Raw genomic sequence first — 24,637 nt, forward strand, 5'->3', positions numbered from 1 at the left:
CGTAAGGAGGTGACGCGGTATGGCCCAGCGTGAATGGGTCGAAAAGGACTTCTACAAGGAGCTCGGCGTCGCCTCCGATGCCAGCGAGCAGGAGATCAAGCGGGCGGCCCGAAAGCTGCTCGCGGAGAACCATCCCGACCGCAACCCAGGAAACCAGGCGGCCGAAGACCGGTACAAAGCCGTGTCGGAGGCCAAGGAAGTGCTCTCGGATCCGGCCAAGCGCAAGGAATACGACGAAACGCGAAGGCTTTTCGCGAACGGCGGGTTCGGTCGTGGTCGTTTCGGCGGCGGAGGTGGCGGGAATTTCGGCGGTTTCAGTTCCGACGGCGGCGAGTTCAATCTGAACGATCTGTTCGATGCGGCCGGCCAGACCGGCGGAGCCAACATCGGCGATCTGTTCGGCGGATTGTTCGGGCGTGGAGCGCAACAGCCGAGGGCCAGTCGGCCACGGCGCGGCAACGACCTCGAGACAGAGACCGAGTTGTCCTTTCTGGAGGCCACCAAGGGCGTGATGATGCCGTTGCGGCTCACCAGCCCCGCACCGTGCACGAACTGCCACGGCAGTGGCGCACGGCCGGGCACCAGCCCGAAGGTGTGCCCCAACTGCAATGGATCCGGTGTCATCAACCGCAACCAGGGCGCGTTCGGGTTCTCCGAGCCGTGCACTGAATGCCGCGGCAGCGGTTCGATCATCGAGCACCCGTGCGACGAATGTAAGGGCACCGGCGTGACCACGAGGACACGCACGATCAACGTGCGGATCCCGCCGGGTGTCGAGGACGGCCAGCGCATCAGGCTGGCAGGCCAGGGTGAAGCCGGGCTGCGTGGCGCACCGTCAGGCGACCTGTATGTGACCGTGCACGTCAAGCCGGACAAGGTCTTCGGCCGCAACGGCGACGACCTCACGGTGAGCGTGCCGGTCAGCTTCCACGAGTTGGCCCTCGGGACAACGCTTTCGGTGCCTACGCTGGAAGGCAAGGTCGGCGTGAGGGTGCCGAAGGGTACCTCCGACGGCCGGATCCTGCGGGTCCGTGGCCGAGGCGTGCCAAAACGATCCGGCGGACATGGCGATCTGCTCGTCACCGTCAAGGTGGCGGTGCCGCCGGACGTCGAGGGTGAGGCCGCCGAAGCGTTGGAGGCCTACGCGAAAGCCGAACGGGCCAGCGGTTTCGACCCGAGAGCGAACTGGGCCGGTGCATGATGCCCAAGCGAGCCAATGACGAAGCGCGGACCTTTCTGATTTCGGTCGCTGCGGAGTTGGCCGGTATGCACGCGCAGACACTGCGCACGTACGACCGGCTCGGGCTGGTCAGCCCGCAGCGGACGTCCGGTGGTGGTAGGCGCTACTCGCAGCACGACGTCGATCTGCTCCGTGAGGTGCAGCGGCTGTCGCAGGACGAGGGCGTCAACCTCGCGGGTATCAAGCGGATCATCGAGTTGACCAATCAGGTCGAGGCGCTGCAGAGCCGCCTGCAGGAGATGGCGCGCGAGATCGAGCAGCTGCGTTCCCAACCCAGGTCCAAGAGCACGGCCCTGGTGGTCTGGCAGCCCGGAGCCGCTCGGCGGCGACGTACGGCCGAATAACAAACGCTAGGTCACCGTGATCGAAAAGCGAGCCGTGGAAGGCTTTTCGGGCATCGCACTGCGGTAGTCGCCGCGGCGCAGCGCGTCGGTCGGTGCGGCCATCGGCTCGATGGCGATGAAACCGTCCGTACCGGGGGCGAACAATTGTGCCGCCGGGTAACCGGTCTCGAACACGACGTCGACACGACGGTCGCCACCGGCCAGTGAGAACACCGCACCCTCGGGTACCTCGTCGAAGCCGTCGTCGTACGTCACGGACTGCAAGGACCTGGTGCCGCCCTCCCAATCGTCGTGCGCTCCGGTCGGAATGCCGCGCCCGTCCACCGGCAGATGCCGCATTGTCGGTGTCGTGAGCTGCCATTCGTCGCGCGGCACCCCGGGAATCGTGAAGTACGGGTGGTACCCGAAGCACAGTGGGACCGCGGCCGACGCCGTCGGCGTCACGGTGGTCTCGATCGTGAGCCTGCGGCCGGCCAACGCGACGCGTTGCGTGAGCACGTGAGGAAAGGGGAACGCCGCGAGCAACTCCGGCATCGCCCCGAAATCGACGGTTGCGGTCAGCGTGTTCTCCGACTGCGCGGTGACCTGCCAGCCCGGATAGGCGGCGAGTACGCCGTGGATGGGCAGACCGTGTTCGTCGGCGCGGACGCCGCCCTGACCGGGAGTCAGGGAGACGACGGCACCGTTGCTCTGATAGTCGCTGGCGCTCAACCGATTCGCCCACGGATACAGGATCGGGATGCCCATCGTCTTACCTGCGGTCACGTAGGCGTCCAGTCCGCGGCGCTGGCCGAGGAACTCGTCATCGCCGTCGGCGAGCGACGTCCCGATCATGCCCGCGGTCGGCACGAAGGTGGCTGTCATCGATGAGGATGGATCGCGAAGCGTGACGGGCTCGAGGTCGGCCATGGATGAGATCCTCCCACGCATGCCACCTCTCTAATCAGTCGCGACGAGTGTGAAGTCACTGCGAAAATCGGAGCCAAATGTCGCAGTGGTTTCACATGCGGCAACGGGTACCCGTCTCACGCGAGTGGATCGTGCTGGATACGTTCGGCTGGAGCGCCTTTGGCGAGTAACGCGGCCTTGGTGGCCTCGACCATCTCTGGGCTTCCACAGATCAGGATCTGCCGGTCGCCCCAACTGCCGTACCGCGTGACGACCGCCGGCAGCGTCCCGGTCTGGCGGACGTGCAGGCCGCGCGGTGGCTGCACGTCGGGGAAGTCGGCCGCCCACGGCGGATCGGTGTTGTACTCCGATACCGGCGTCACGGACAGCCAGGGGTTGTGCGAGGCGACCTGCCACAGTGTCTGCAGGTCGTAGAGCTCGCACGGATAGCGGGCGCCGAAGAACAGATGCACACGCGGGTTGACGGCCTTGCGGGTGAGATCCATGATCAGCGTCCGCAGCGGCGCCAGACCGGTGCCGCCCGCGACCATCAACACGTCGCCGCCGTCGCGGTCGATGTGCATTCCGCCGTGCGGGTTCGACACCCGCCACCGGTCGCCCGGCCTCGTCTCGGCGACGATCGCCGGGCTCACCATGCCGCCGGGCACGGAACGGACGTGGAACTCGATGCCCCCGCCGCGGTCGGCGGGGATGGACGGACTCAGGTAGCGCCACCGCCGCGGCCACTGCGGGACCTGGACGGTGACGTACTGGCCGGGGTGGTAATAGAGCGGACGGTCCAGTTGCAACCGGATCACCGAGACGTCCCGGGTGGCGCGGATCAGTTCGATCACCGTTCCGTCGCAGAAGGGCGGACCCTTCTCGGCGTCCGCGGCCCCTCGCATCACCCCGACGAGCAGTGCGACCGCGTCGTGGGTGGCCTCGGCGAGCCTGTCGTCCCACTCTTCGATCAGCTGGGTGCGAAGCGTCGTCAGCAGCGCGTCCTGCAGGCTGTCGTAATGCCGTTGTGTCACACCATATTTGCGATGGTCACGGCCCAGCTGCGCCAGAAAGGCCACCGGCTCCTGGGCCCGCTGGTCGACGAGTTCGCCGAACAGCCAGGTCAACGCCTTGGCAAAGGCTTTTCGCTGAGCCGTCATGTCCGGGGGGAACAGGTCGCGGACCGACATGTCGATGGCGAACCAGCGGGTGTAGAAGCGACGGATCAGTTCGTCGGAGCCGAACGCGGGGTCGACGGTGTCGCGCAGTATGCGCAGCGCGTCACGATCGTCGAGTCCCACGTCGTTCGATAGTAAGCGCCGCCGCGACGATCAGTGCCAGACCGAGCAGCGACCAGCAGATCAGCACCACGACCGGCAGCGTTCCGCCGGCTCCGCCGAAGAACGCCGTCGACCGCAGCAATGTGGCGTTCGCACCCTGCGGCAGCCATTGCCCCAGTTGACCCCAGCCGCTGGGCAGCATCTCCGGTGCGCTGTTGAGGCCCGATAGCGGATTGCCCAGCAGCATCGCCACCACCGCCCCGCCGATCAGCCCGGCCCGACCGAACAGTGATCCGAGCCCGAGGACGAACAAGGCCATGGCCAGCACTCCCAGCGTCAAACCACCGGCCACACCCCAGAAGTTCGCGTCGATCGAACCAAACACGTACTTCAGCAGTGCGGCCACCGACACGCCTGCCGCCCCGGCGAACACCACCGTCGCGATGAACCGGGTCCACACCTCATGCTTGAGCGCGAACATCAATGCGATCGCCGGTAGCAGTCCGGCCAGTGTGATCGGCAGCGCGGAGGCGGCGAGCCCGACGCCGCGCGGATCATCCGCGGTCGGCGGTGCCAGGTCCTCGGTGGCGATCGGCACCCCAGCGTGCTGGGCGATGCCGTTGCCGATCTGGGTCAGCATCTGCGCGATCATCGGACTTCCGCCAGTCGCGATCAACATGCTTTGCCCGTCGGGGCCGAATGAGATGCCGCCGTAGACATCGCGCTGGCGGATCGCTTCGCGAAGTGCGGCCTCGCCGGGGTAGTAGGTGATGGCGAAGGCACCCGGTGCCTGCTCCTCCAGGGTTGCGGCGACTTGTCCGCTCGCCGCCTGCGGGCCGGCCACGCCGATGGGCACGTCGCGCGGCGCGGTGCGCGCGGCGGGCAGCGCGAACGCGATCGCGAGGAGGGCGAGCGCGACAGTGAGCACCGCGACGATGCCGGTTGCCCGGATCGCCGCGGGGGGTTCGGGCGCGGGTATCGCGCGAGTGTGCCGGGGCGCGGTTTCCGTCACCATCAGCCGACCTCTTTTCATTCGTCGTTGAATTATTTCCCGGCGAGCGTATCGCGCGCCGGGCATCATTTCAACAGTCAGTGAAATGATAGTGTCGATAGATGCCTTCACCAGCGAAAACGACGAAGCGGCGGGGGCGACGCCAGGGAGATCCGGTGTCGCGGGAGGCCGTTCTGGCTGCGGCCAAGGCGCGGTTCGCGGCAGAGGGTTACGAGAAGACCACGCTGCGGTCGATCGCGGACGACGCCAAGGTGGATCCGTCGATGGTGCTGTACCTGTTCGGCTCGAAGGCCGACCTGTTCAGAGAGGCGCTGCGACTGCTCCTCGACCCCGACCTATTGGTCGCCGCTCTCAGGGGAACTGCGGACGACGAACCAGATATCGGCACCCGGATGGTGCGGACCTACCTGCGCATCTGGGAGGCCCCCGAGTCGGGTCCGACCATGGTGGTGATGCTGCAGTCGGCCACCTCGAACCCCGACGCGCATGAGGCCTTCCGCAGCTTCATGCAGAACTACGTTCTGACAGCGGTGTCCGGCGTGCTGGGTGGGGATGAACAGGCCCGCCTGCGGGCAACGCTCGCCGCGAGCCAGCTCGTCGGGGCGGCGGTGCTGCGCTACGTCATGAAGGTGGCGCCGCTCGCGACGTTGTCGGGCGATGAGTTGGTGGGGCTGCTCGCACCCACGGTGACACGCTATCTGACAGCGGACGCCAGGGAGCTCGGGCTACCCTGAACCTCAAAGGGCCAGGGCGTGAATTCCCTTGTACAGCACCATGAGACCGATTACGACCAGGATTATCGCGACGAGGACGGCATGCTGGGCCTCCATCCAGTCTTTGAGCCTCACCAGCGGGGCGTCGAGCCGGTCCCCGGACACGGCGTAGGCCAGGATCGGCAGCGCCACAGTCGAAGCGGCGACCAGGACGTACCACAGCTCGGCGAGCCAGATCTGTGACGACCCGAGTCCGGCAGTGCCGATCGCCAAACCCGCTGCGGCACAGATGAACAGCACCTTAGGGTTGAGGATGGTGAGCACGAACCCCGTGGCACCGGCGCGAGCGGGTGTGAGTTTCGACAGGCTCTGCATCCACTTCGGGGTGTGTTCCGACTTTTTGCGGTTGAGCCATCGGTAGATGCCGAACACGATCAGCGCTGCACCCACCACGATGCGTAACCAGGACGCCCAGCCGGGCGGCTTGCCACCGAGTCCGCCGATGAGGCCCGATACCGCGAGGAAGACGCTCGTCAACGCCGCCAGGCCGATCAGCCAGCCGACCAGGAATGCCAGGCTCGTCGGCCGTGGCCGGGGCGTGTGCAGCACCAGCACCGCCGGGATGACCGACAACGGCGAGAGTGCCACGACCAGCGCGAGCGGGATGAGCTCGATCAGCACCGATCCCCAACTGCCCGACAATGCTCCCCCTTCCGTCGCATCATTCGATACGCAACGTAGCAATCATTGACGCCCGGAACTGTTCGTATGACGCGATGGCCCGATATCCAGCAAGTTTGCCGATAGCATCTGCGAATGCGGCGCCCCGGTTCACGCGTAGTAGTGACCACCCTGATGTTGATCGTCACGTTGATCGCGGCGATGACGGCATGCTCGCGTGACAAAGAAGCGCCCGCCCCGCAGGCCGGAGTGAACGCCGGGCCCGACGGCAGGCCCGCCCCGTTCAGGGAGCCCGTGCGACTCTCGAGCAAGGACGGCGTACTCGAGGTGCGACTGTCGGCGCACCAGGGCACCGTCAACCTCGACACGGTAAAGGACCCGGTCACCAGTTTCCTGATCTTCTCCTACGACCTTGTCAAAGGTACGAGCTCGGACGGATCGACGAAGGGCGACAACGTCTATCCCGCGCCCACGCTGCGGGTGGAACCCGGCGAGAAGCTGATCGTCCACTACGACAACGATCTTCAGAATCTGACGATCCCGGACTTCTACGACCCCGCCATGACCCCCAAGGGCGGTGAGGTGCCGATATACCCGCCCGCGCTCACCGAGTCGCCGCTGAATCTGCACACCCACGGCTTGCACATCAGCCCGTCGGGCAACGCCGACAACGTCCTGCTGTCCATCCCGGCCGGCATGGGCAACACCTTCACCTACGACGTGCCCAAGAACATGCCCAACGGGTTGTACTGGTATCACAGCCACCGGCACACGATGACGGCGCAGCAGACGTATGCCGGCTTGGCGGGCCTGCTGGAGATCGGCCGCCCCGACGGCAATCTGCCGCTGGTCACTCAGAACGATATTCCCATCCGCAACATGGCGATTCAGTACAACTACGTGTTCGATCGCAAGGGCAATGGCCACCAGCTCAACAACTACAGCTGGCCGCAGTGGGCGAGCACGCTCAAGCCGCCCGAGGGGTCGCAACTCGCCGACGGTACCTATCAGCCGAGCCTGGCGCCGGTGAACATCGCCGAAACCACCGTCGGCGCCCAATATCTGACGCCGTGGTGGGCCGGGCCGCTGTCGCCGCGTAACAATCGCGGTCAAACTCAGTTCATCCCCTCGAATCTGATGAGCTTCGACAGTCCGACGACGAAGGTCGCCGAGAACCCGGGTCTGCCTGACAATCAGCGCGATGTGCAGTTCACGGTGAACGGCCAGTTCCAGCCGGAACTGAAGATCAAGCCGGGCCAGACGGAAATCTGGGCGGTGGCCAATATCAGCGACATCGCCTATATGACTCTGCGATTGACCGAGACCGCCACCGGAGAGCATCCGAAGTTCTCGATAGTCGGGCAGGACGGTAACCCCTATACGCAGGTCGGCCGCCCGGTCTACGGGGATGGAACGACGCTCAGCGTGCCGCCCGGGTCACGGTATGCGATCGCGGTCACGATGCCCAAGAAGGGGGATCTGGTCCTGGAGTTCCCGCCGGATCCCGATGCCAAGCCGCTCGTGAATCCCGGTGTGCTCTATACCAACAACGGGACCAAGAACACACCCGCGGTGCTGGGCACTCTCACGGTCGATCCCAAGTACATGGCGTTCGCCGACGGTTTCTTCGTGTTCCCGACGCAGACCCTGATCCGTGCCACGCCCGACACCAGCGGAGAAGGACAGACCACCGCGTTCGAACCAGGGCAGAACCTCGACGCCTACACGTCGTTCGTGGACACGTCGGTGATGACCCCTGCCGTCAAACGGACCATGACGATCACCGACACCATCGGTGGCAACATCGCCAGCAACAACGATCCCAAGGCCGTCATCTACCAGTTCGAACCCGCCGGGTTCCCGAATGTCTCGCTGATCCAGCCGCGGCTCAACTCCGTTGAGGAGTGGACGATCATCAATCAGAACAACGATGCGCATCCAATGCACATCCACGTCAACGACTTTCAAGTGATGGCCATTGACGATCCCCACCGGGGCAAGACCGGTGTACAACCCTGGGGGCTCGACAATGTCAACGTGCCCGCACCGATATTCAACGACATGCACGTCGTGAGCACGCCCGCGAGCCTGACCCTGCGCCAGGAGTTCTCGGAGTTCGCGGGCACGTACGTGATCCACTGCCACCGCCTCAACCACGAGGACAACGGACTGATGGCCACCATCAACGTCATCCCCGAGGTGTCGACGTACGCCGTGGCGAATCCCGGCTCAGACGGTAAGCCGGCCTCGGTCCAGGTCCGGGATGGCAGCGGCGACAAGGTGCTGCAGACCGTCGTCCCGTTCCCGGATTTCGAGGGCACGCCGTCGGTGGCGATGGCCGACGTGAACGGCGACATGATTCTCGATCTGCTCGTCGGAACCGGTAAGGGGGCCACGCCGGAGGTCGTCGCGTACGACGGCAACGACACCGACCTGGGCCTGTTCAAGACCGAGATCACCCGGTTCGTCCCGTTCGACTCCGGCTTCACCGGCGGTGTGACCGTTGCCGGGGCGGACATCGACGGAAACTCGTTGGCCGACAACATCATCGTCGGCACCGGTGCGGGGACAGAATCGCAGGTGAAGGTGTACTCCTCGGAGCTGCCGTCCGAGTCGGGCAAAGAGCCCGACGTGTTCTCCGCGTTCACGCCCTATCCCGGATCGCAGTCCGGGGTCACGCTGGCCACCGGAATGGTCGAATTCGGTTCGGGTCGTGAGAGCATCGTGACCGCACCGGGTCCCGGTGATGCGCCGCTCGTCAAGTCGTTCCGGTGGGACCTCTACACACCGACCGCGCGGGCGCAGGCCAACGGCACGGCGACCGAGCACGCCGCCAAGCCCAATGAGCCCAGGATGACGTCGAATTTCCTCGCCTACGACGAGGACTACAGGGACGGGGTCGCGCTGTCGACCGGATGGGTGGCCGGCGGCGAGGGCGGCGCCATGAGCATCATCACCAGCCAACTCGCCGGGCCGGGCACCGTGCGGGTGTGGTCAACGGGCTCAAAGCTCGACGGGCAGCCCGGCATGTACCTCGACAGCCCCAATCACCATGAGGAGAACATCGAGTACACCGAGATCGCGTCGTTCGCACCGTTCCCCGGCGGGGCGACCGTTGCGACGAGCAGCACCGTCTACGGAGCTGATGTCGTCGTGGCGGGAACTTCTGCCGGTGGCCAGGAGGTCCGCAAGTACACCCTGCAGCGTCCAGCCCCGGATGCGACGACGTTGGCACCGAAGCTACTCACCACGCTGCCGAAGATGCCGACGGGACCGACGCCGCTCGGCGGCCGTTAGGGCATGTGCAAGAACGAGATCGTGACGAGGTAGAAGATCGCACTGAAGATCGTCATGACGACGAAGACGGTGGCGAACCCACGCCAGTTGGTCTTGGTGACGGAGACATCGGGTGGCGGCCGCAGCCAGTTCTTGAGTAGCTTGTTGACGAAGTACGGCATCACGAAGTAACTGAGTGCCAAGCTGGACAACAGGTTTCCGATCAGCAGGTTCAGCCACAGGTGCAACTTCAGCGGCCACAGCGCCAAGGCAATCAGCACCACGGTGGGGTAGACGCCGACCCACACCGCGACGGCGGTCTTGAAGTTCGACGGGGGTGGGGCTTCGGCGCCCGTGTCGTCGAAGGCGAACCAGTTGCCGAAGGAGTTGTCGACCGTTCTGGATTGGTAGTCCTTGAACTTTGCTCCCTGGGCGAGCAGCTGCTTGCGTTCGTCCGAAACCAGCCAGCGATCGAGGTCGTCGGCGGTGCTGTAGCGATACAGCGCGGTCCACTCCTCCTGCACGCCCTCCACCGGACGGAACAGCTCGGTTCCGCGGAACCCTGGAAAGTTGCTCTCCGCCAGCCGAAGTCGCTCCTGCCAGGCGAGGAACTCGTCGACGTCGGCCGGATCGACCCGGTGCGTCACCATCACGGTCACCAGTGGATCCGACTTTCGGCCACCGCCGCCGATGACCTGCTGGGTGCCCGGCCCTTCGAAGTACGGCTCGGCCTTGAGTAGCATCTCCTGACGGGTGGCGCTGTTGAGCCACGTCTGGACATGCGCGACCGAGTCGAAGCGATAGACGATCACCCAATCGCTTTGGACCCCGGTGGGCTGGTTGATCTCGGCGGCGATGAAGCCGGGGTACTTGCCGGCTTCGCGGTTCATGTTGAGCTGCCACGCCTCGAACGCCTGCTCGTGACCGGGCCGAATGCGCTGACTGATGATCACCGTCGCGGTGGTGTCGGTGGCGCCTGTCGTGTCCATGTCCTGCCAATCAGGTTGCGGGAGAGAGGCGCTGCTCGATCAGACGTCGATAGATACGCTCGGGGGTGAACGGCAGCTCGCGATACCGGACGCCCGTGGCGTCGTGCAGTGCGTTGGCCAGCGCCGGTGCCACTGGGTTGACGTTCGACTCGGCGATGCCCTTCGCCTTCATGGGTCCCACCGAGTCCTGGGTCTCGACGAGAAGGACTTCGGTGCGTGGCACATCGGCGTAGGTGGGGATGCGATAGTTGCGCAGGTTGGGATTGACCATCACTCCGTTGCCGTCGACACGGAAGTTCTCGGTGAGCGCGAAGCCGATGGCCTGTGCGACCCCACCTTCGATCTGTCCGCGGACCTGCTGCGGATTGATCACGACGCCGGGATCGGCGGCGTGCACGCTGTAGAGAATGCGGACTTCGCCGGTGATCCGGTGGACGGCGATGCGGAAGCCGTGCGCATTGGACGTCACGCTGCGCGGCGAGCCATAGGCCTTGCGCGCCACGGTGAACCGCCTACCGCGCTCACGGGCGGCCACCAATACCTCGGCCAGGGTCAATCTGGTGTCGGCACACAGCACCCCGTCGTCGTCCATCACGCATGCACCGACATCGACGCCGACGTGTCCGGCGGCGAAGTGCAGAATGCTGTCCCGGAGAGCAGTCGTCGCCTTCTGGACGGCGTTGCCCGAGACGAACAGGCCCGCGCTCGCGAACGCGCCGGTGTCGAAACCCGTGCTGTCGGTGTCGGCCTGCACGAGGTGGATTCGAGACGTCGTGGTGCCGAGCACGCTCGCCGCGATCTGCACATGCGCCGTCGAGGTGCCCTCACCGAATTCAACTGTTCCCACCGCGATCTCGTAGACGGCATCGTCGCGCAGGGTGGCCCACGCGTTGGAAACATGGTCGGTCGGCGGGGCGGTCTCGTGGATGGAGCTCGCGGTGCCGGTGCCGACCAGCCAATCCGGTTCGAGGTTCGGCTCGGGAGGCATGCGGCGCAACGCGTCGTCCACCAGGTCGATGCAGGCGGTCAGCCCGTCCTCGGTGAAAGTCACATCTTCGGGGTGCTCACCGACCGCCACCAGTGCATCGCCGGGCACAATCACGTTGCGGCGGCGCAACTCCAGCGGATCCATACCGAGCGCCAGCGCCAACTCGGTCATCGCGGACTCGACCGCGAACGACGGCTGGGTCATACCGTACCCGCGCAGCGCACCGCTGGGCACGGTGTTCGTGTACACCGAGTAGCCGTCGAATCTCTTGTTAGGGCAGCGGTATTGCATCACGGCGGCGCCGCCGGCGAACAGCGTCTCGCCGCCGTGGTTTCCGTATGCTCCGGTATTGGAGACGTTCCGGAATTGGAGCGCGGTCAGCGTGCCGTCGGCCTTCGCGCCGAGTTTCACGGTGACCTTCATCGGGTGACGCGGTGAGGCCGTGGTGAACGCCTCTTCCCGGGTGTACTCCCAGCAGACGGGTCGGGCGGTGTCCAGCGCCGCCAGGGCGACCAGGTCTTCGGAGATCACTTCCTGCTTGCCGCCGAACCCACCGCCGACCCTCTTGCAGAACACCCTCAGTTCGTCGGGGCGGAGGTTGAACAGATGGGAGAGTTTGAGTTTCGCGACCGACGGCGACTGCGAACTGGTGCGCACATGCAACCGCCCCTCCTCCATCCAGGCGATCGAACCATGCGTTTCGAGGTGGGCGTGCTGGACGCGGGGCGTGAAATAGGTGCCCTCGTGGATCACGTCGGCCGCGGCAAATCCGGCCTCGACGTCACCGACCTCGCCGTGCAGTTCGAGCAGGATGTTGCGCAGCTTGTCGTGCGCGAACGGGTCGTCGTAGCTGTGCAATTGGGGCGCGCCGTCGGCCATCGCCTCCTCGGGGTCGAAGACCGCGGGCAGCACCTCGTACTCCACGGCGACCTTGCGGCAACCCTCTTCGGCAGCGCCGACGGACTCGGCGACCACCGCCACGACCCGCTGGCCCACGAACCGCATGACGTTGTCGAGTATGTAGGTGTCGTCGGGATCGACGAGGTGGTCGGTGTGGATCGCCGTGCTGAATCGCTTACGGGGGACGTCCTGCCACGTGTATACGCGCTGCACGCCGGGAACTTCGAGCGCGGCGGACGTGTCGATGGAGACGACGCGCGCATGGGCGTGCGGTGAATGCAGCACCTTGAGGTGGAGCATTCCCGGCATCGCGGTGTCCATGGTGAACTCGACCGTCCCGGTGACGACCCCGGTGGCTGCCGGCGCGACGACGTTGGCGCCTACCGCCTCACCGGGTGCCGCGTCCTCGATTCCCTTGACACCGTTGATCGCGTCCTCGATGACGCGATACCCGGTGCAGCGACACAGGTTTCCCTTCAGCGCGCGCGGCAGGTCGCGCTTCTGCTCGTCGGTGAAGGTGGCCGACGTCATGATCATCCCCGCGGTGCAGAAACCACACTGGAATCCCGGTCCGTCGAGAAATCGCTGTTGCATGGGATGCAGGTTGTCGGGTGTGCCGAGGCCCTCGATGGTGGTGACTTCCCGCCCCTCCGCGCGGAAGGCGGGGGTGATGCAGCTGTGCACCGGATCACCGTCAAGCCACACCGTGCAGGCTCCGCAATCACCTGCATCACAACCTTTTTTGACACCGAGGCAGCCAAGCGAGCGGACGAAGGTACGCAGACACTGGCCGGGTCGTGGCTGCTCGTCGAAGTCCGCGCCGTTCACGGTGTAGGTCACGAAGCCCCCCGCGAGAACTCGGCGCGGATGTCCTCGGCGTAGTGCGCGGCGAGGTGGCGGCGGTGGTCCGGGCTGCCGTTGGGGTCGTCGAACCAAAGCTCCTCGGGCAGCTCGTCGATACGTTGTGCGAGCGCGTCGGCGTCCGGCATCGAATCGAATCTCATGCGTACCGGGTGGGTGGTGCCCGCGGTGATGGTCAGCAGCAGGTCGTGCCGGTGTTGCGTCGCGACGATGAAGATTGTCGATCGGCCGAGCCTGGTCAGGGTGAACCGTCGGTGGGTGTGCCGCTTTCGCAGGGCACTCGCCGGAATGTCGACCTTCCGCAACACCTCGCCGGGCGACAGGATGTTGGCGTTGTTCCCGGTGACGAAGTCGGCCGCGTCGACGGTGCGCTCGGAGCCGTCGGGCGCGCGCAGGGTGTAGGTGGCCTCCAGCGCCACTGTCATCGTGATCATCGGGCCGGCGGGCAGCGACATGCAGATGTTCCCGCCGACCGTCGCGCTGTTCCACACCTTGAACGAGGCCAGGAACGCCTCACAGCTCGTCCCCAGCAGCGATGCGGCGGGCCAGTCGCTCGGCGGGGTGAGCGCGTACAGGTCGCGGATCGTGCACATCGCGCCGATCTCCAGCCCGGTCTCCTCGACCGTGAGGGCGTCCCAGCCCAGCGGCGCCAGATCGATCAGCCGCCGCAGGTGTGATTGCTGATCCGAGAACAGCCAGGTGCCGCCCGCGAGGAAGGCATCCCCGGCGCGCCATTGCGCCCCGGGCGGATCGTGCGGGTGGCGGACCACATCGGTGACGGTGTTGAGGTCCAAACGTCTTCCCCCATGCGGCTTTGCCCGAGTTGGATTCCGCCATCGTAGAGGGACGTGGTGGGTGGTTGCTGGATCAGCGGCTCGGTACGCGCTGGCGCTGTGCCGGCAAAAAAGTTAAAGTTGAGCGGAACAGACTCAACCTTGACGGCGTTGTACAACGCGACAAGCATTCCAAGGGCCTTTTGCGCGGCCCTGAAGTACATAGAAACGGAGGCGTCGTGGACTCGTTCAATCCGACGACCAAAACCCAGGCGGCCCTTACTTCGGCGCTGCAAGCGGCTACCGCCGCCGGCAACCCACAGATCACGCCCGCCCATTTGTTGATGGCACTGCTCACCCAGAACGACGGCATTGCCGCACCGTTGTTGGAGGCCGTCGGCGTCGAACCCGCGACTATCCGTGCAGAGACGCAACGACTTCTCGACCGGCTGCCCAGCGCATCGGGGTCGAGTTCGCAGCCGCAGCTGAGTAAGGACGCGATCGCTTCAATAACCGTGGCGCAGCACCTAGCAACCGAGATGGACGACGAATACGTCTCCACCGAGCATCTGCTCGTCGGCCTGGCCACCGGTGACTCCGACGTCGCCAAGCTGCTCAGCGGCCACGGCGCGTCGCCGCAGGTGCTGCGCGACGCCTTCGGAAACGTGCGCGGCAGTGCGCGCGTCACCAACCCCGACCCGGAGGCCACGTACCAGGCGCTGGAGAAGTACTCCACCGACCTGACCGCGCGAGCCAAAGAGGGCAAGCTGGATCCGGTCATCGGGCGCGACAACGAGATTCGCCGGGTCGTTCAGGTGCTCTCACGTCGTACCAAGAACAATCCGGTGCTGATCGGTGAGCCCGGCGTCGGCAAGACCGCGATCGTCGAGGGCCTGGCCCAGCGCATCGTCGCAGGCGACGTACCGGAGAGCCTGCGCGACAAGACCGTCGTGTCACTGGATATGGGCTCGATGGTCGCCGGTGCCAAGTACCGCGGTGAGTTCGAGGAGCGGCTCAAGGCCGTCCTCGACGACATCAAGAACTCGGCCGGCCAGATCATCACGTTCATCGACGAGCTGCACACCATCGTCGGTGCCGGCGCGACCGGTGAATCGGCGATGGACGCGGGCAACATGATCAAGCCGATGCTGGCGCGCGGCGAGCTGCGGCTGGTCGGCGCGACCACCCTCGACGAGTACCGCAAGTACATCGAGAAGGACGCCGCGCTGGAACGCCGCTTCCAGCAGGTGTTCGTCGGTGAGCCGTCGGTCGAGGACACCGTCGGCATCCTGCGCGGTCTCAAGGACCGCTACGAGGTCCACCACGGTGTGCGGATCACCGACTCGGCACTGGTTTCGGCCGCCGCGCTGTCCGACCGCTACATCACCAGCCGCTTCCTGCCGGACAAGGCCATCGACCTCGTCGACGAGGCCGCGTCCCGGCTGCGAATGGAGATCGACTCCCGGCCCGTCGAGATCGATGAGGTCGAGCGCCTGGTGCGCCGGCTGGAGATCGAGGAGATGGCACTGGCCAAGGAGGAGGACGACGCCTCCAAGGACCGGCTGGAGAAGCTGCGTGCCGAACTCGCCGATGACAAAGAAAAGTTGGCAGAGCTGACCACACGCTGGCAGAACGAGAAGAACGCCATCGACGTCGTGCGTGAGCTCAAGGAGCAGCTCGAGTCGCTGCGCGGCGAGGCCGATCGGGCCGAGCGCGACGGCGATCTGGCCAAGGCCTCCGAACTTCGATACGGGCGTATCCCGGAGATCGAGAAGAAGCTCGACGCCGCGGTGCCCCAGGCTGAGGCACGCGAGGACGTTATGCTCAAGGAGGAAGTCGGACCCGACGACATCGCCGATGTGGTGTCGGCATGGACCGGAATCCCTGCGGGCCGGATGCTCGAGGGCGAGACGGCCAAGTTGCTACGCATGGAGGACGAGCTCGGCAAGCGCGTCGTCGGTCAGAAAATGGCCGTCCAGGCGGTGTCTGATGCGGTTCGCCGCAGCCGTGCGGGAGTCGCCGATCCGAACCGGCCGACGGGGTCGTTCATGTTCCTCGGCCCGACCGGCGTCGGCAAGACCGAGTTGGCAAAGGCGCTGGCGGAGTTCCTGTTCGACGATGAGCACGCGATGGTCCGCATTGACATGAGCGAGTACGGCGAGAAGCACTCGGTGGCTCGGCTTGTCGGTGCGCCTCCCGGCTACATCGGATACGACCAGGGCGGTCAGCTGACCGAGGCGGTGCGCAGGCGGCCGTACACGGTGATCCTGTTCGACGAGATCGAGAAGGCTCACCCGGACGTGTTCGACGTGCTGTTGGCTGTCCTCGACGAAGGCCGGCTGACTGACGGCCAGGGTCGCACGGTCGACTTCCGCAACACGATCCTGATCCTGACGTCGAACCTCGGGGCCGGTGGCACCGAGGAGCAGGTCATGGCGGCGGTGCGGTCGGCGTTCAAGCCGGAGTTCATCAACCGCCTGGACGACGTGATCGTCTTCGATCCGCTGAATCCCGAGGAGCTGGTGCAGATCGTCGACATCCAGCTCCAGCAGTTGGACAAGCGGTTGGCGCAGCGGCGGCTCACCCTCGAGGTGTCGCTGCCCGCCAAGACGTGGCTGGCCGAGCGCGGCTTCGACCCGCTCTACGGCGCGCGTCCGCTGCGGCGGCTGATCCAGCAGGCCATCGGCGACCAGCTCGCCAAGATGCTGCTTGCCGGTGAGGTGCACGACGGCGACGTGGTGCCGGTCAACCTCAGCGCGGACGGCGATTCGCTGGTCTTGGGCTGAGCCTGATATCGATGAGGGATGAGCACTCGCGTCTCGTCCCTTCCCGGTAGACCCAGCCTGCTCCTCGGCGCCTACGACCTGGCCACGCTGGGTTACGGCGCCGAGGAGTTCGTCGTCTCCGGCACGGCCCGCTCGCATGCCACCGACGAGACGGCGGACTACACCACCCGCATCGTGGTGTGCCGCCCGAACGGCGCGTTCAACGGCACCGCCGTCGTCGAATGGCTCAACGTCAGCGGCGGCATCGACGCACCCGCGGTCTGGCTGATGGCGCATCGCGAGATCGCGCGCGCCGGCTACGCCTACGTCGCGGTGTCCGCCCAGTACGTCGGCGTCGAGGGCGGTGACAACCTGATCGGCATCGACATGTCGCTGAAAGCCCAAGACCGCGAACGCTATTCGCAGCTCAACCATCCGGGTGACCAGTTCGCTTATGACATCTACTCCCAGATCGGCCGTGTGGTCAGCGAGGGTGGCATCGACAGATTGCAGCCGGATGCGGTTCTCGCGGTGGGGGAATCGCAGTCGGCGATGTTTCTGACCACCTATGTGAACGAGGTCGATGCGGTCGCTGAAGTTTTCGACGGCTTCCTCGTGCACTCGCGGTTCGGTCCCGCCGCTCCGCTCACGGGCGGTAGTGCGCTGGAAGAGTCACGGCCTGCGCCCTTCCGGGACGATCTGCGGGTCCCGGTGCTATCGGTCATCACCGAAACCGATCTGGTCGACGGTCATCTGCTCGGCTACCACCACGCCCGCAGACCCGACGACGACAGGTTGCGGGTGTGGGAGATACCCGGCACCGCGCACGCAGACAACTACACGATTCGGGTCGGCTTCATCGACGACGGCTCGATGCCGCTGGAGGGCCTTGTCGCGGCCTATGCACCCACGAACGAGTTGATGGGGACGAACCTGTCGTACTACATCAACTTCGCGCCCCAGCATCACTACGTCCTACAGGCCGCGATCGCCGGCCTGAACGGCTGGGTTCGCACTGGAACACCCGCCGCGACGGCGCAGCCGATGGCCCTCACCGACGGGGACATCCCCGCGCTGGTGCTCGACGATCACCGACTCGCCGTCGGTGGAGTCCGTACGCCGTGGGTCGACGTGCCGATTGCGCGGACATCGGGCCTCGCACCCGACGAGAGCCCGATGTCCTTCTTGTTCGGTACCGGGGAGGTGTTCGACGACGGCACGGTGCGCGCGCTCTATCCCGGCGGCGCCGCCGACTACCTGGCGCGTTTCAGCGACGCGCTGGATCGCGCGATCGAGGCGGGATTCATCGTGGCGGCCGACCGAACCGAGATCGTCGGGCTCGCCGAGGCGTCCTTCCCCGGGTAGGCCGGGGGCTTGCGATGCGAAGAACCTGGTAGTCGGCATATGACATGGAAAGCCGCTATGTGACGAGCCTGTGATCTGCTCGAGTTCGGACTTGAGGGCTACCTGCAAGTAAGCTACGACCTAATGGTCCCGCTCTGGTTCACGCTGTCCGCGCTCTGTTTCGTGGGTGCGGCGGTACTTCTGTACGTCGACATCGACCGGCGACGTGGGCTGGGTCGTCGCCGAAAGTCGTGGGCGAAGTCACACGGTTTCGACTATGAACACGAGTCGAGCGACATCCTGAACCGCTGGAAGCGCGGTGTGATGTCGACCGTCGGCGACATCAACGCCAAGAACGTCGTCCTCGGGCAGATCCGCGGCGAAGCGGTGTTCATCTTCGACCTCGAAGACGTCGCGACCGTCATCGCCCTGCACCGCAAGGTCGGCACCAACGTCGTCGTCGATCTGCGGCTCAAGGGAATCAAAGAGCCGCGGGAAAACGACATCTGGCTGCTCGGTGCGATCGGTCCGCGGATGGTGTACTCGACCAACCTCGACGCGGCCCGCCGCGCCTGCGACCGCCGCATGGTGACGTTCGCCCACACCGCGCCGGATTGTGCGGAGATCATGTGGAACGAGGAGCACTGGACGCTGGTCTCGATGCCGGTGACCAGCACGCGGGCCCAGTGGGATGAGGGCCTGCGCACCGTGCGCCAGTTCAACGACCTGCTGCGCGTGCTGCCACCGACGTCGCAGGCCACCGTCGGTCAGTCCGTGACGCGCCGTAGCGGGTCGCCGAGCCGTCCGCTCAAGCCGGCGCCGGCCCGCTCCGAGGTGCCTGCAGGCAGGGCCGAGGCTTCGGGCGGCAGGTATGCCCAGGCGCCCCCGCGATCCGAACAGGCTCGTCGGCCCGCGTCGCCCCCGCAGCCACCGCAGTCGCGCAACGGACGGCAGTCCCCGCACTATCAGCGGTAACCGACGCGGTGACTAAGCTGTCGCCATGTCACGCCCCGTCGCCCTGATCACCGGACCCACGTCGGGGTTGGGCGCAGGATTCGCCCACAGATATGCCGTGGACGGCTACGACCTCGTGCTCGTTGCGCGCGATGCGAAGCGTCTCGACGCGCTGGCCGCCGAACTGCACGACGAGGCAGGCGCGAACGTCGAGGTGCTCGTCGCCGATCTGGCGCAGGCCGCCGATCGTTCGAAGGTGGCCGACCGGCTCGCCGCCGGTGTGCGCGTTCTGGTCAACAACGCCGGTTTCGGAACCTCCGGTGAATTCTGGACCGCAGACCTCGCGGTGCTCCAATCCCAACTGGATGTCAACGTCACGGCGGTCATGCATCTGACGCACGCCGCGATGCCGCCGATGCTGGCGGCCGGTGAAGGCACCGTGATCAACGTGGCCAGCGTGGCCGGACTGCTGCCTGGGCGTGGTTCGACGTACTCGGCCTCCAAAGCCTGGGTGGTCGCGTTCTCCGAGGGCCTTGCCAACGGCCTGGGTGGCACCGGCGTCGGCGTGCATGCTCTGTGTCCCGGTTTCGTGCACACCGAATTCCATGAACGAGCGGGCATCGACATGGCGAACACGCCGTCGTTCCTGTGGCTGGAGGTGGACGACGTGGTCCGCGAGACGATGGCCGATGTCGCACGGGGCAAGGTGGTGATCGTGCCCGGCCTGCAGTACAAGGCACTGACCACCGGCGGCCGCATGGTGCCGCGAAACGTGGTGCGGGCGGTGACGAAAGTCGTTGGCCGGGGCCGGGATAGAACCTGAGTCGCGCTCAGTGTCCGCCCGTTCAGTTTTCGCTGCCCTCACCGCGGTGCTCCTGGTCGCCTCGGCCTGTTCGAGCGATGACGCGAAGGTCGACACCTATTCCGCCCAGACCGCGACCATCGGCGAATCACTGGCGTTTTTGGGCTGGAACATGTCGGTGTCGAATCTGCGTTTCGAGGGCGAAAACGTCCTGATCGACATCGACGCGGCGCCATCGGGTGACGGTCCGCACGCCGACCCGAAGGACCTGAGGTTCGGGCTTTACGGCGCGTTGGCACACCCGCTCGAGGCCCCCGCCATCGGCGGGTGCCGTGACGTGACAGACCTTGACGTGCAGCCGCTGTCGGTCCAGACGCCGGACCGGCTGACGGGAACGGTATGTGTGGGGCCACAGCGAGACCAGCTCCAGGTGCGCGGGGTGTACGTCTATTCGACTCGTGACCGCACGCCCGGTACCACGATGGCGCACGGCGTGGCGTTTCCCGTCGGGCTGCCTGCGGTCGAGGACGAGGCCACCGGACTGTCGCTCAAGACGACCAGCGTGGACGCGTTCCGTGCGGACGGCTCCATGCTCGACCAGGCCGCGCTCGGAGATCCCAACGAGTTCACCGGTAACGGCTACATGCTGCTCGGCCTCGAGATCTCCGGTCAGGCAACGCAATACCGTGAGGAGTCGAGACGCCGCGGCGGACCGACGATGGTGGTGATGGCTCCGACGTTGCCTCCGCCCGGGCTGAGCCATGCCTGCGACGTCTACGGCGCGTCGACTCTCCTGCTACCTGACAGCACGCGCGACGCGGTTTTCACCCGCGTGACGTTGTGCACCCAGGGCGAGATGAACGAAGCGCTGCTGTATCCGACGCTGTCGGTGGTCGGCACGCACGCCGCGATGTGGACCAAGGGTGAGTGAGGCGGGTCCGACCGAGTGGGGCGAGAGTCCCGGGGTAGGCCCATGGCAGGGTCCGCTGCCCGACGATCCCCGTTACGACCCCGCGCTGCTCCGGGATGGCGACACCCGCAATGTCGTTGATGCATATCGGTATTGGACTCGCGAAGCAATCATCGCCGATATCGACACCCGTAGGCATTCCCTGCACATCGCGATCGAGAACTTCGGTAACGACGCCAACATCGGTGCGGTGGTCCGAACGGCCAACGCGTTCGCGGTGGACACCGTGCACATCGTGGGTCGCCGCCGGTGGAATCGGCGTGGAGCGATGGTGACCGATCGTTACCAGCGGCTGTGCCATCACGACACCACCGAAGAACTACTGGCCTTCGCCGTCGATGCGGGGCTGACCGTTGTCGCCGTCGACAACGTGCCGGGTGCCGCGCGACTGGAGGACGTCGAGTTACCGCAGGCATGCCTGTTGGTGTTCGGGCAGGAAGGTCCGGGCATCACCTTCCAGGCCAGTGCAGGCGCCGAGCTAACAGTGTCGATCGCACAATTCGGCTCCACCCGTAGCATCAATGCCGGAGTCGCCGCGGGCATCGCCATGCACAGCTGGATCCGAACGCACGCCGACCTCGACCGCGCCTGGTAGCCGCTCGCGCAACAGCAGCCACACCGCGACCGCCGAGACCAGCATCAGCGCCGCACCGACGCCGGACGCGATCGCGAGCCCCGACGTGAAGGCGTGCTTCGTCGCGTCGAGCAGGGCGGACCCCTGATCGGCGGGCAGTGTCTGTGCGGCCTCAACCGCAGCGGCGAGGGAGTCCCGCGATTCGGCGACCACCGCAGCGGGAATACCTTCGGGCGCAGTGAAATTGCGATATACCCCGGTAACGATCGAGCCCAGTGTGGCAATGCCCAGCGCCATCCCGAGCTCGTACGCGGTCTCTGAAACCGCGGCCGCCGCACCGGCGCGTTCCTTCGGCACGCTGGCCAGGATGACGTCGCTCGCCACCGTGAACGCGAGGCCGAGACCTACACCGACGACGAACAGCGTCACACCGAGTTGGGGGTAGGAGGTGCCGGGTGTGAGCACCGTCAATGTCGCCATGGCGGCACCGACCATCGCCAGGCCCGAGGTGAGTACTGCGCGCCGGGACCAGTGGCGCACTGCGATTCCCGCCAGCACACCGAACACCGTCGCCGTGACTGCCGCGGGTAGTTCGGCGAGCCCGGCCTTCAACGGGCTGAAGCCTTGGACGAGTTGGAAGTACTGCGACAGGAAGAAGACCAGACCGGATAGTCCGAGCACGGACAGCAGGTTGGCGCTCACCACGCCGGTGAATGCGCGGTTGCCGAACAGCCGAACGTCGATCAGCGGGTGTGACAGCCTGAGTTGGCGGCGGACGAACAGTGTCAGCGCTCCGGCCGCGACCAGGGCTGCAATGGCAACATCGAGGTGAAATCCCTGCGCGGCAACCTCTTTGATCGCGTACACGGCGCCGAGGATGCCCGCCATCGACAACACGACGCTGAGCAGATCCCACGGCCCGGGGGCGGGGTTGCGGTGCTCGGGTACCAGTGCGATGCCTCCGATCACCAGGACCACCATCACCGGCACGTTGATCAAGAACACCGAGCCCCACCAGAAATGCTCGAGGAGTATCCCGCCGAGAATCGGGCCGAATGCGGCGCCGGCCGAGAACGCCGACGCCCAAATGCCCACGGCCAGTGTGCGTTCCCTGGGATCGGCGAAAATGCCGCGGATGAGGGCCAGTGTCGCAGGCGCCAGGGTCGCACCCGCAATGCCCTGCAGGGCCCGCGCCGCGATCAACAGTTCCGCGGAGGGCGCATACGCCGTTGCGGCGGAGATCACCGCGAAGGCCGTCGCACCCCAGAGCAACATCTTCTTGTGACCGATCCGGTCACCGAGGCCGCCCATCGTGATCAGGAGACTGGCGAGCACGAACGAGTAGATGTCGCCGATCCACAGGATCTGGATTCCGGTGGCATCGAGGTCCCGGCTGATGAACGGGGTAGCCAGCGCCAGGACCGTACCGTCGATGCCGATGAGCAGAACCGCGAGCGTCAGGACGCCGAGCGCGGACCAGCGGCGAATCATGATGTGAGAACTCCATGCAGTAGCAGTTCGGTGATCATGTGGTCGAACTCGCGTCCGGCGACGCGTCCGACCGCAACGGCCCACGCCGCTCCTGCCACCAGTGAGTAGAGCGCCTCGGTCAGCCATGCAGCGGTGAGGTCGGGACGGAAATCGCCGTCGCGCTGGCCGCGTTGGAAGAGCGCGGTGATAGCGGCGTCGATGTCCGCCCAGCCCTCCAGCGACTTGTCGACGTCGAATTCCTGGGTCTGGCTGTAGAGCAGTGCGAGGTAGGGCGATACCGGTTGGCATGCGGTGATCAGCCTGCGCAACGCCTCGACGGCCGAATCATCGTGCAAGCGAGCAATGTCGAGGGCACGTTCCATCTCGCTGATCGCGAGCTCGTCCAATGCGGCCAGCAGGGCCGGCTTCCCCGCGAAATGGCGATGCAGCGTGGCTCGGCTCACCCCGGCCGCGGCCGCGATCTCGTCCTGCGTCGCGTTGGGCCTGCGACCGAGGAAGTCGGCCGCGGCGCGCAGCAGCGTTTCGCGATCAGATGGCATGAGACGAGGATAGCTTAAATGAGACGAATATGTCTCATACAGAATATGGTCCGGCCTCTTCAGCCGAGCACATTTCGCAGGCCGGGTAGGGCAGGATCGAAGCCATGGATCAGCTATGGGCCAACCGCGCGGCCAGCGCAGAGGCCGCGATCGCCAAGCGGCATCTGAAAAAGCTGTGGGCCGTGCCGGGAACACAGCTGGGCGTCGTCGCCTGGCCGTCGACGCGCAAGTACCGGCTGTTCGGCACCTGGCACTACTGGTGGCAGGCCCATCTACTGGACTGCCTGGTCGACGCGCAATTGCGCGACCCGCAGCCAGAACGCCAGCAGAAGATCGCCAGGCAGATCAGGGGCCACCGGCTACGCAACAGCCTGCGCTGGACCAACGACTATTACGACGACATGGCGTGGCTGGCAATCGCGCTCGAGCGAGCGGGGCGCCTCGCAGGTGTCGAGCGCCCCAGGGCGCTGGACACGCTGTCTGAGCAGTTTCTCAACTCGTGGGTGCCCGAGGACGGCGGCGGAATTCCATGGCGCAAACAAGACCAGTTCTTCAACGCCCCGGCCAACGGTCCGGCGGCGATCTTCCTCGCCCGCCACGACCGGCTGCGCCGGGCTCAGCAGATGTCGGATTGGCTCGACGAGACGCTGATCGATCCGGAGACCCATCTGGTGTTCGACGGGATCAAGGGCGGTTCGATGGTGCGCGCGCAGTACACCTACTGCCAGGGAGTGGTGCTCGGCCTGGAAACCGAACTCGCGATGCGCACCGAGGACGCCGAACACGCCAAGCGGGTGCACCGACTCGTCGCCGCGGTACGCGACAACATGGCTCCCGAGGGCATCATCCGGGGTGCGGGTGGCGGTGACGGCGGCCTGTTCAACGGGATCCTCGCGCGCTATCTGGCGCTGGTGGCCACCTCGCTGCCGCAGCACGACGACGACGACGCGGCCGCCAGGGACACCGCGACCAAGCTGGTGCTGACGTCGGCGGAGGCGGCGTGGGACAACCGGCAGACCGTCGACGGCCTGCCGCTGTTCGCGGCGTTCTGGGAGCGCACCGCCGAGATACCCACTGCGGCAGGTGAGGAGGCCCAGTTCGTCGAGGGTGCTGTCAACGCGTCGCAGGTTCCAGAGCGCGATCTGTCCGTTCAGCTGGCAGGGTGGATGCTCATGGAAGCGGCCCACGCGGTATCCGACACGTGACGTCTGAACCGGCTTCGCGCGTCGCTCATTCTTTTCCCACGCGGTTCG

Annotated in this window: 20 protein-coding genes; 11 read left to right on the plus strand and 9 right to left on the minus strand. The window is 66.0% G+C overall.

Annotated features, from left to right (window positions below; all coding sequences use genetic code 11):
- The first annotated feature begins 19 nt into the window (after window positions 1-19).
- Both dnaJ and BST47_RS04695 read left to right on the plus strand, forming a co-directional pair.
- Window positions 20-1,201 carry a molecular chaperone DnaJ gene (gene dnaJ / locus BST47_RS04690; protein ID WP_083124045.1) on the plus strand — a complete coding sequence of 394 codons (1,182 nt, stop codon included), beginning with the start codon at window positions 20-22 and terminating at the stop codon, window positions 1,199-1,201.
- The gene (locus BST47_RS04695) at window positions 1,201-1,584 is read left to right on the plus strand and encodes a heat shock protein transcriptional repressor HspR (RefSeq protein WP_207568527.1); all 384 of its coding nucleotides are present in this window, start codon (window positions 1,201-1,203) and stop codon (window positions 1,582-1,584) included. The genes dnaJ and BST47_RS04695 overlap by 1 nt, the downstream gene beginning before the upstream one ends.
- Before the next feature lie 6 nt (window positions 1,585-1,590).
- Here the strand turns inward: BST47_RS04695 and BST47_RS04700 are convergent, their stop codons facing one another.
- The 3 genes from BST47_RS04700 to BST47_RS04710 form a co-directional block, all read right to left on the minus strand.
- The gene (locus BST47_RS04700) at window positions 1,591-2,493 is read right to left on the minus strand and encodes an aldose 1-epimerase (protein ID WP_083124047.1); all 903 of its coding nucleotides are present in this window, start codon (window positions 2,491-2,493) and stop codon (window positions 1,591-1,593) included.
- A gap of 116 nt (window positions 2,494-2,609) precedes the next feature.
- The gene (locus BST47_RS04705) at window positions 2,610-3,773 is read right to left on the minus strand and encodes an FAD-binding oxidoreductase (RefSeq protein WP_083124048.1); all 1,164 of its coding nucleotides are present in this window, start codon (window positions 3,771-3,773) and stop codon (window positions 2,610-2,612) included.
- On the minus strand, window positions 3,754-4,767 hold the full coding sequence (locus BST47_RS04710; protein WP_083124049.1) for a hypothetical protein: 1,014 nt from the start codon (window positions 4,765-4,767) through the stop codon (window positions 3,754-3,756). Before BST47_RS04710 ends, BST47_RS04705 begins: the two co-directional genes overlap by 20 nt.
- 98 nt (window positions 4,768-4,865) lie before the next feature.
- Between BST47_RS04710 and BST47_RS04715 the strand changes: the two genes are divergently transcribed.
- On the plus strand, window positions 4,866-5,498 hold the full coding sequence (locus BST47_RS04715) for a TetR/AcrR family transcriptional regulator (protein WP_207568528.1): 633 nt from the start codon (window positions 4,866-4,868) through the stop codon (window positions 5,496-5,498).
- A gap of 3 nt (window positions 5,499-5,501) precedes the next feature.
- Here the strand turns inward: BST47_RS04715 and BST47_RS04720 are convergent, their stop codons facing one another.
- Window positions 5,502-6,179 (minus strand): GAP family protein, encoded by a 678-nt coding sequence (locus BST47_RS04720; protein ID WP_083124051.1) that lies wholly within the window; start codon window positions 6,177-6,179, stop codon window positions 5,502-5,504.
- Window positions 6,180-6,293: 114 nt separating this feature from the next.
- Between BST47_RS04720 and BST47_RS04725 the strand changes: the two genes are divergently transcribed.
- Window positions 6,294-9,455 carry a multicopper oxidase family protein gene (locus BST47_RS04725; protein WP_083124052.1) on the plus strand — a complete coding sequence of 1,054 codons (3,162 nt, stop codon included), beginning with the start codon at window positions 6,294-6,296 and terminating at the stop codon, window positions 9,453-9,455.
- Here the strand turns inward: BST47_RS04725 and BST47_RS04730 are convergent.
- From BST47_RS04730 to BST47_RS04740, 3 genes are read right to left on the minus strand one after another with little or no spacing between them, the layout of a single operon-like run.
- A complete protein-coding gene (locus BST47_RS04730) occupies window positions 9,452-10,423 on the minus strand; it encodes an antibiotic biosynthesis monooxygenase (RefSeq protein WP_083124053.1) in 972 nt (323 codons plus the stop codon). The genes BST47_RS04725 and BST47_RS04730 overlap by 4 nt on opposite strands.
- A gap of 10 nt (window positions 10,424-10,433) precedes the next feature.
- A complete protein-coding gene (locus BST47_RS04735) occupies window positions 10,434-13,151 on the minus strand; it encodes a molybdopterin-dependent oxidoreductase (RefSeq protein WP_083124054.1) in 2,718 nt (905 codons plus the stop codon).
- The gene (locus BST47_RS04740; RefSeq protein ID WP_083124055.1) at window positions 13,148-13,966 is read right to left on the minus strand and encodes an FAD binding domain-containing protein; all 819 of its coding nucleotides are present in this window, start codon (window positions 13,964-13,966) and stop codon (window positions 13,148-13,150) included. Before BST47_RS04740 ends, BST47_RS04735 begins: the two co-directional genes overlap by 4 nt.
- Before the next feature lie 218 nt (window positions 13,967-14,184).
- Between BST47_RS04740 and clpB the strand changes: the two genes are divergently transcribed.
- From clpB to BST47_RS04770, 6 genes are all read left to right on the plus strand, one after another.
- Window positions 14,185-16,731, plus strand: coding sequence for an ATP-dependent chaperone ClpB (clpB, locus tag BST47_RS04745; RefSeq protein ID WP_083124056.1), 2,547 nt, complete (start codon window positions 14,185-14,187; stop codon window positions 16,729-16,731).
- Window positions 16,732-16,749: 18 nt separating this feature from the next.
- The gene (locus BST47_RS04750; protein WP_083124057.1) at window positions 16,750-18,075 is read left to right on the plus strand and encodes an alpha/beta hydrolase domain-containing protein; all 1,326 of its coding nucleotides are present in this window, start codon (window positions 16,750-16,752) and stop codon (window positions 18,073-18,075) included.
- A gap of 123 nt (window positions 18,076-18,198) precedes the next feature.
- The gene (gene ttfA / locus BST47_RS04755) at window positions 18,199-19,029 is read left to right on the plus strand and encodes a trehalose monomycolate transport factor TtfA (protein ID WP_083124058.1); all 831 of its coding nucleotides are present in this window, start codon (window positions 18,199-18,201) and stop codon (window positions 19,027-19,029) included.
- Between the two features lie 25 nt (window positions 19,030-19,054).
- Window positions 19,055-19,831: an SDR family NAD(P)-dependent oxidoreductase gene (locus BST47_RS04760; protein WP_083124059.1), complete on the plus strand. Its 777-nt coding sequence runs from the start codon at window positions 19,055-19,057 to the stop codon at window positions 19,829-19,831.
- A 10-nt stretch (window positions 19,832-19,841) separates the two neighbouring features.
- Window positions 19,842-20,741, plus strand: coding sequence for a hypothetical protein (locus BST47_RS04765; RefSeq protein ID WP_083124060.1), 900 nt, complete (start codon window positions 19,842-19,844; stop codon window positions 20,739-20,741).
- Window positions 20,734-21,375, plus strand: a complete 642-nt coding sequence (locus tag BST47_RS04770; protein WP_083124061.1) for a TrmH family RNA methyltransferase — start codon at window positions 20,734-20,736, stop codon at window positions 21,373-21,375. Before BST47_RS04765 ends, BST47_RS04770 begins: the two co-directional genes overlap by 8 nt.
- Here BST47_RS04770 and BST47_RS04775 read toward each other — a convergent pair.
- Window positions 21,259-22,845, minus strand: a complete 1,587-nt coding sequence (locus BST47_RS04775; RefSeq protein WP_122984567.1) for an MFS transporter — start codon at window positions 22,843-22,845, stop codon at window positions 21,259-21,261. The two genes, BST47_RS04770 and BST47_RS04775, sit on opposite strands and share 117 nt — an antisense overlap.
- Window positions 22,842-23,384: a TetR/AcrR family transcriptional regulator gene (locus tag BST47_RS04780; protein WP_083124062.1), complete on the minus strand. Its 543-nt coding sequence runs from the start codon at window positions 23,382-23,384 to the stop codon at window positions 22,842-22,844. The genes BST47_RS04775 and BST47_RS04780 overlap by 4 nt, the downstream gene beginning before the upstream one ends.
- 104 nt (window positions 23,385-23,488) lie before the next feature.
- On the opposite strand from BST47_RS04780, the gene BST47_RS04785 reads away from it, so the two are divergent.
- Entirely contained in the window at window positions 23,489-24,589 is a 1,101-nt protein-coding gene (locus BST47_RS04785) for a glycoside hydrolase family 76 protein (RefSeq protein ID WP_083124063.1), read from the plus strand.
- The last annotated feature ends 48 nt before the right edge of the window (window positions 24,590-24,637 follow it).

The organism is Mycolicibacterium tusciae, assembly GCF_002086795.1.
Lineage (GTDB): Bacteria > Actinomycetota > Actinomycetes > Mycobacteriales > Mycobacteriaceae > Mycobacterium > Mycobacterium tusciae.

Coding starts and splice junctions, on each gene's coding strand:
- dnaJ (WP_083124045.1), top strand. CDS start 20: ATGGCCCAGCGTGAATGGGTCGAAAAGGACTTCTACAAGGAGCTCGGC.
- BST47_RS04695 (WP_207568527.1), top strand. CDS start 1,201: ATGCCCAAGCGAGCCAATGACGAAGCGCGGACCTTTCTGATTTCGGTC.
- BST47_RS04700 (WP_083124047.1), bottom strand. CDS start 2,493: ATGGCCGACCTCGAGCCCGTCACGCTTCGCGATCCATCCTCATCGATG.
- BST47_RS04710 (WP_083124049.1), bottom strand. CDS start 4,767: ATGGTGACGGAAACCGCGCCCCGGCACACTCGCGCGATACCCGCGCCC.
- BST47_RS04715 (WP_207568528.1), top strand. CDS start 4,866: ATGCCTTCACCAGCGAAAACGACGAAGCGGCGGGGGCGACGCCAGGGA.
- BST47_RS04725 (WP_083124052.1), top strand. CDS start 6,294: ATGCGGCGCCCCGGTTCACGCGTAGTAGTGACCACCCTGATGTTGATC.
- BST47_RS04730 (WP_083124053.1), bottom strand. CDS start 10,423: ATGGACACGACAGGCGCCACCGACACCACCGCGACGGTGATCATCAGT.
- BST47_RS04750 (WP_083124057.1), top strand. CDS start 16,750: ATGAGCACTCGCGTCTCGTCCCTTCCCGGTAGACCCAGCCTGCTCCTC.
- ttfA (WP_083124058.1), top strand. CDS start 18,199: ATGGTCCCGCTCTGGTTCACGCTGTCCGCGCTCTGTTTCGTGGGTGCG.
- BST47_RS04760 (WP_083124059.1), top strand. CDS start 19,055: ATGTCACGCCCCGTCGCCCTGATCACCGGACCCACGTCGGGGTTGGGC.
- BST47_RS04775 (WP_122984567.1), bottom strand. CDS start 22,845: ATGATTCGCCGCTGGTCCGCGCTCGGCGTCCTGACGCTCGCGGTTCTG.
- BST47_RS04780 (WP_083124062.1), bottom strand. CDS start 23,384: ATGCCATCTGATCGCGAAACGCTGCTGCGCGCCGCGGCCGACTTCCTC.
- BST47_RS04785 (WP_083124063.1), top strand. CDS start 23,489: ATGGATCAGCTATGGGCCAACCGCGCGGCCAGCGCAGAGGCCGCGATC.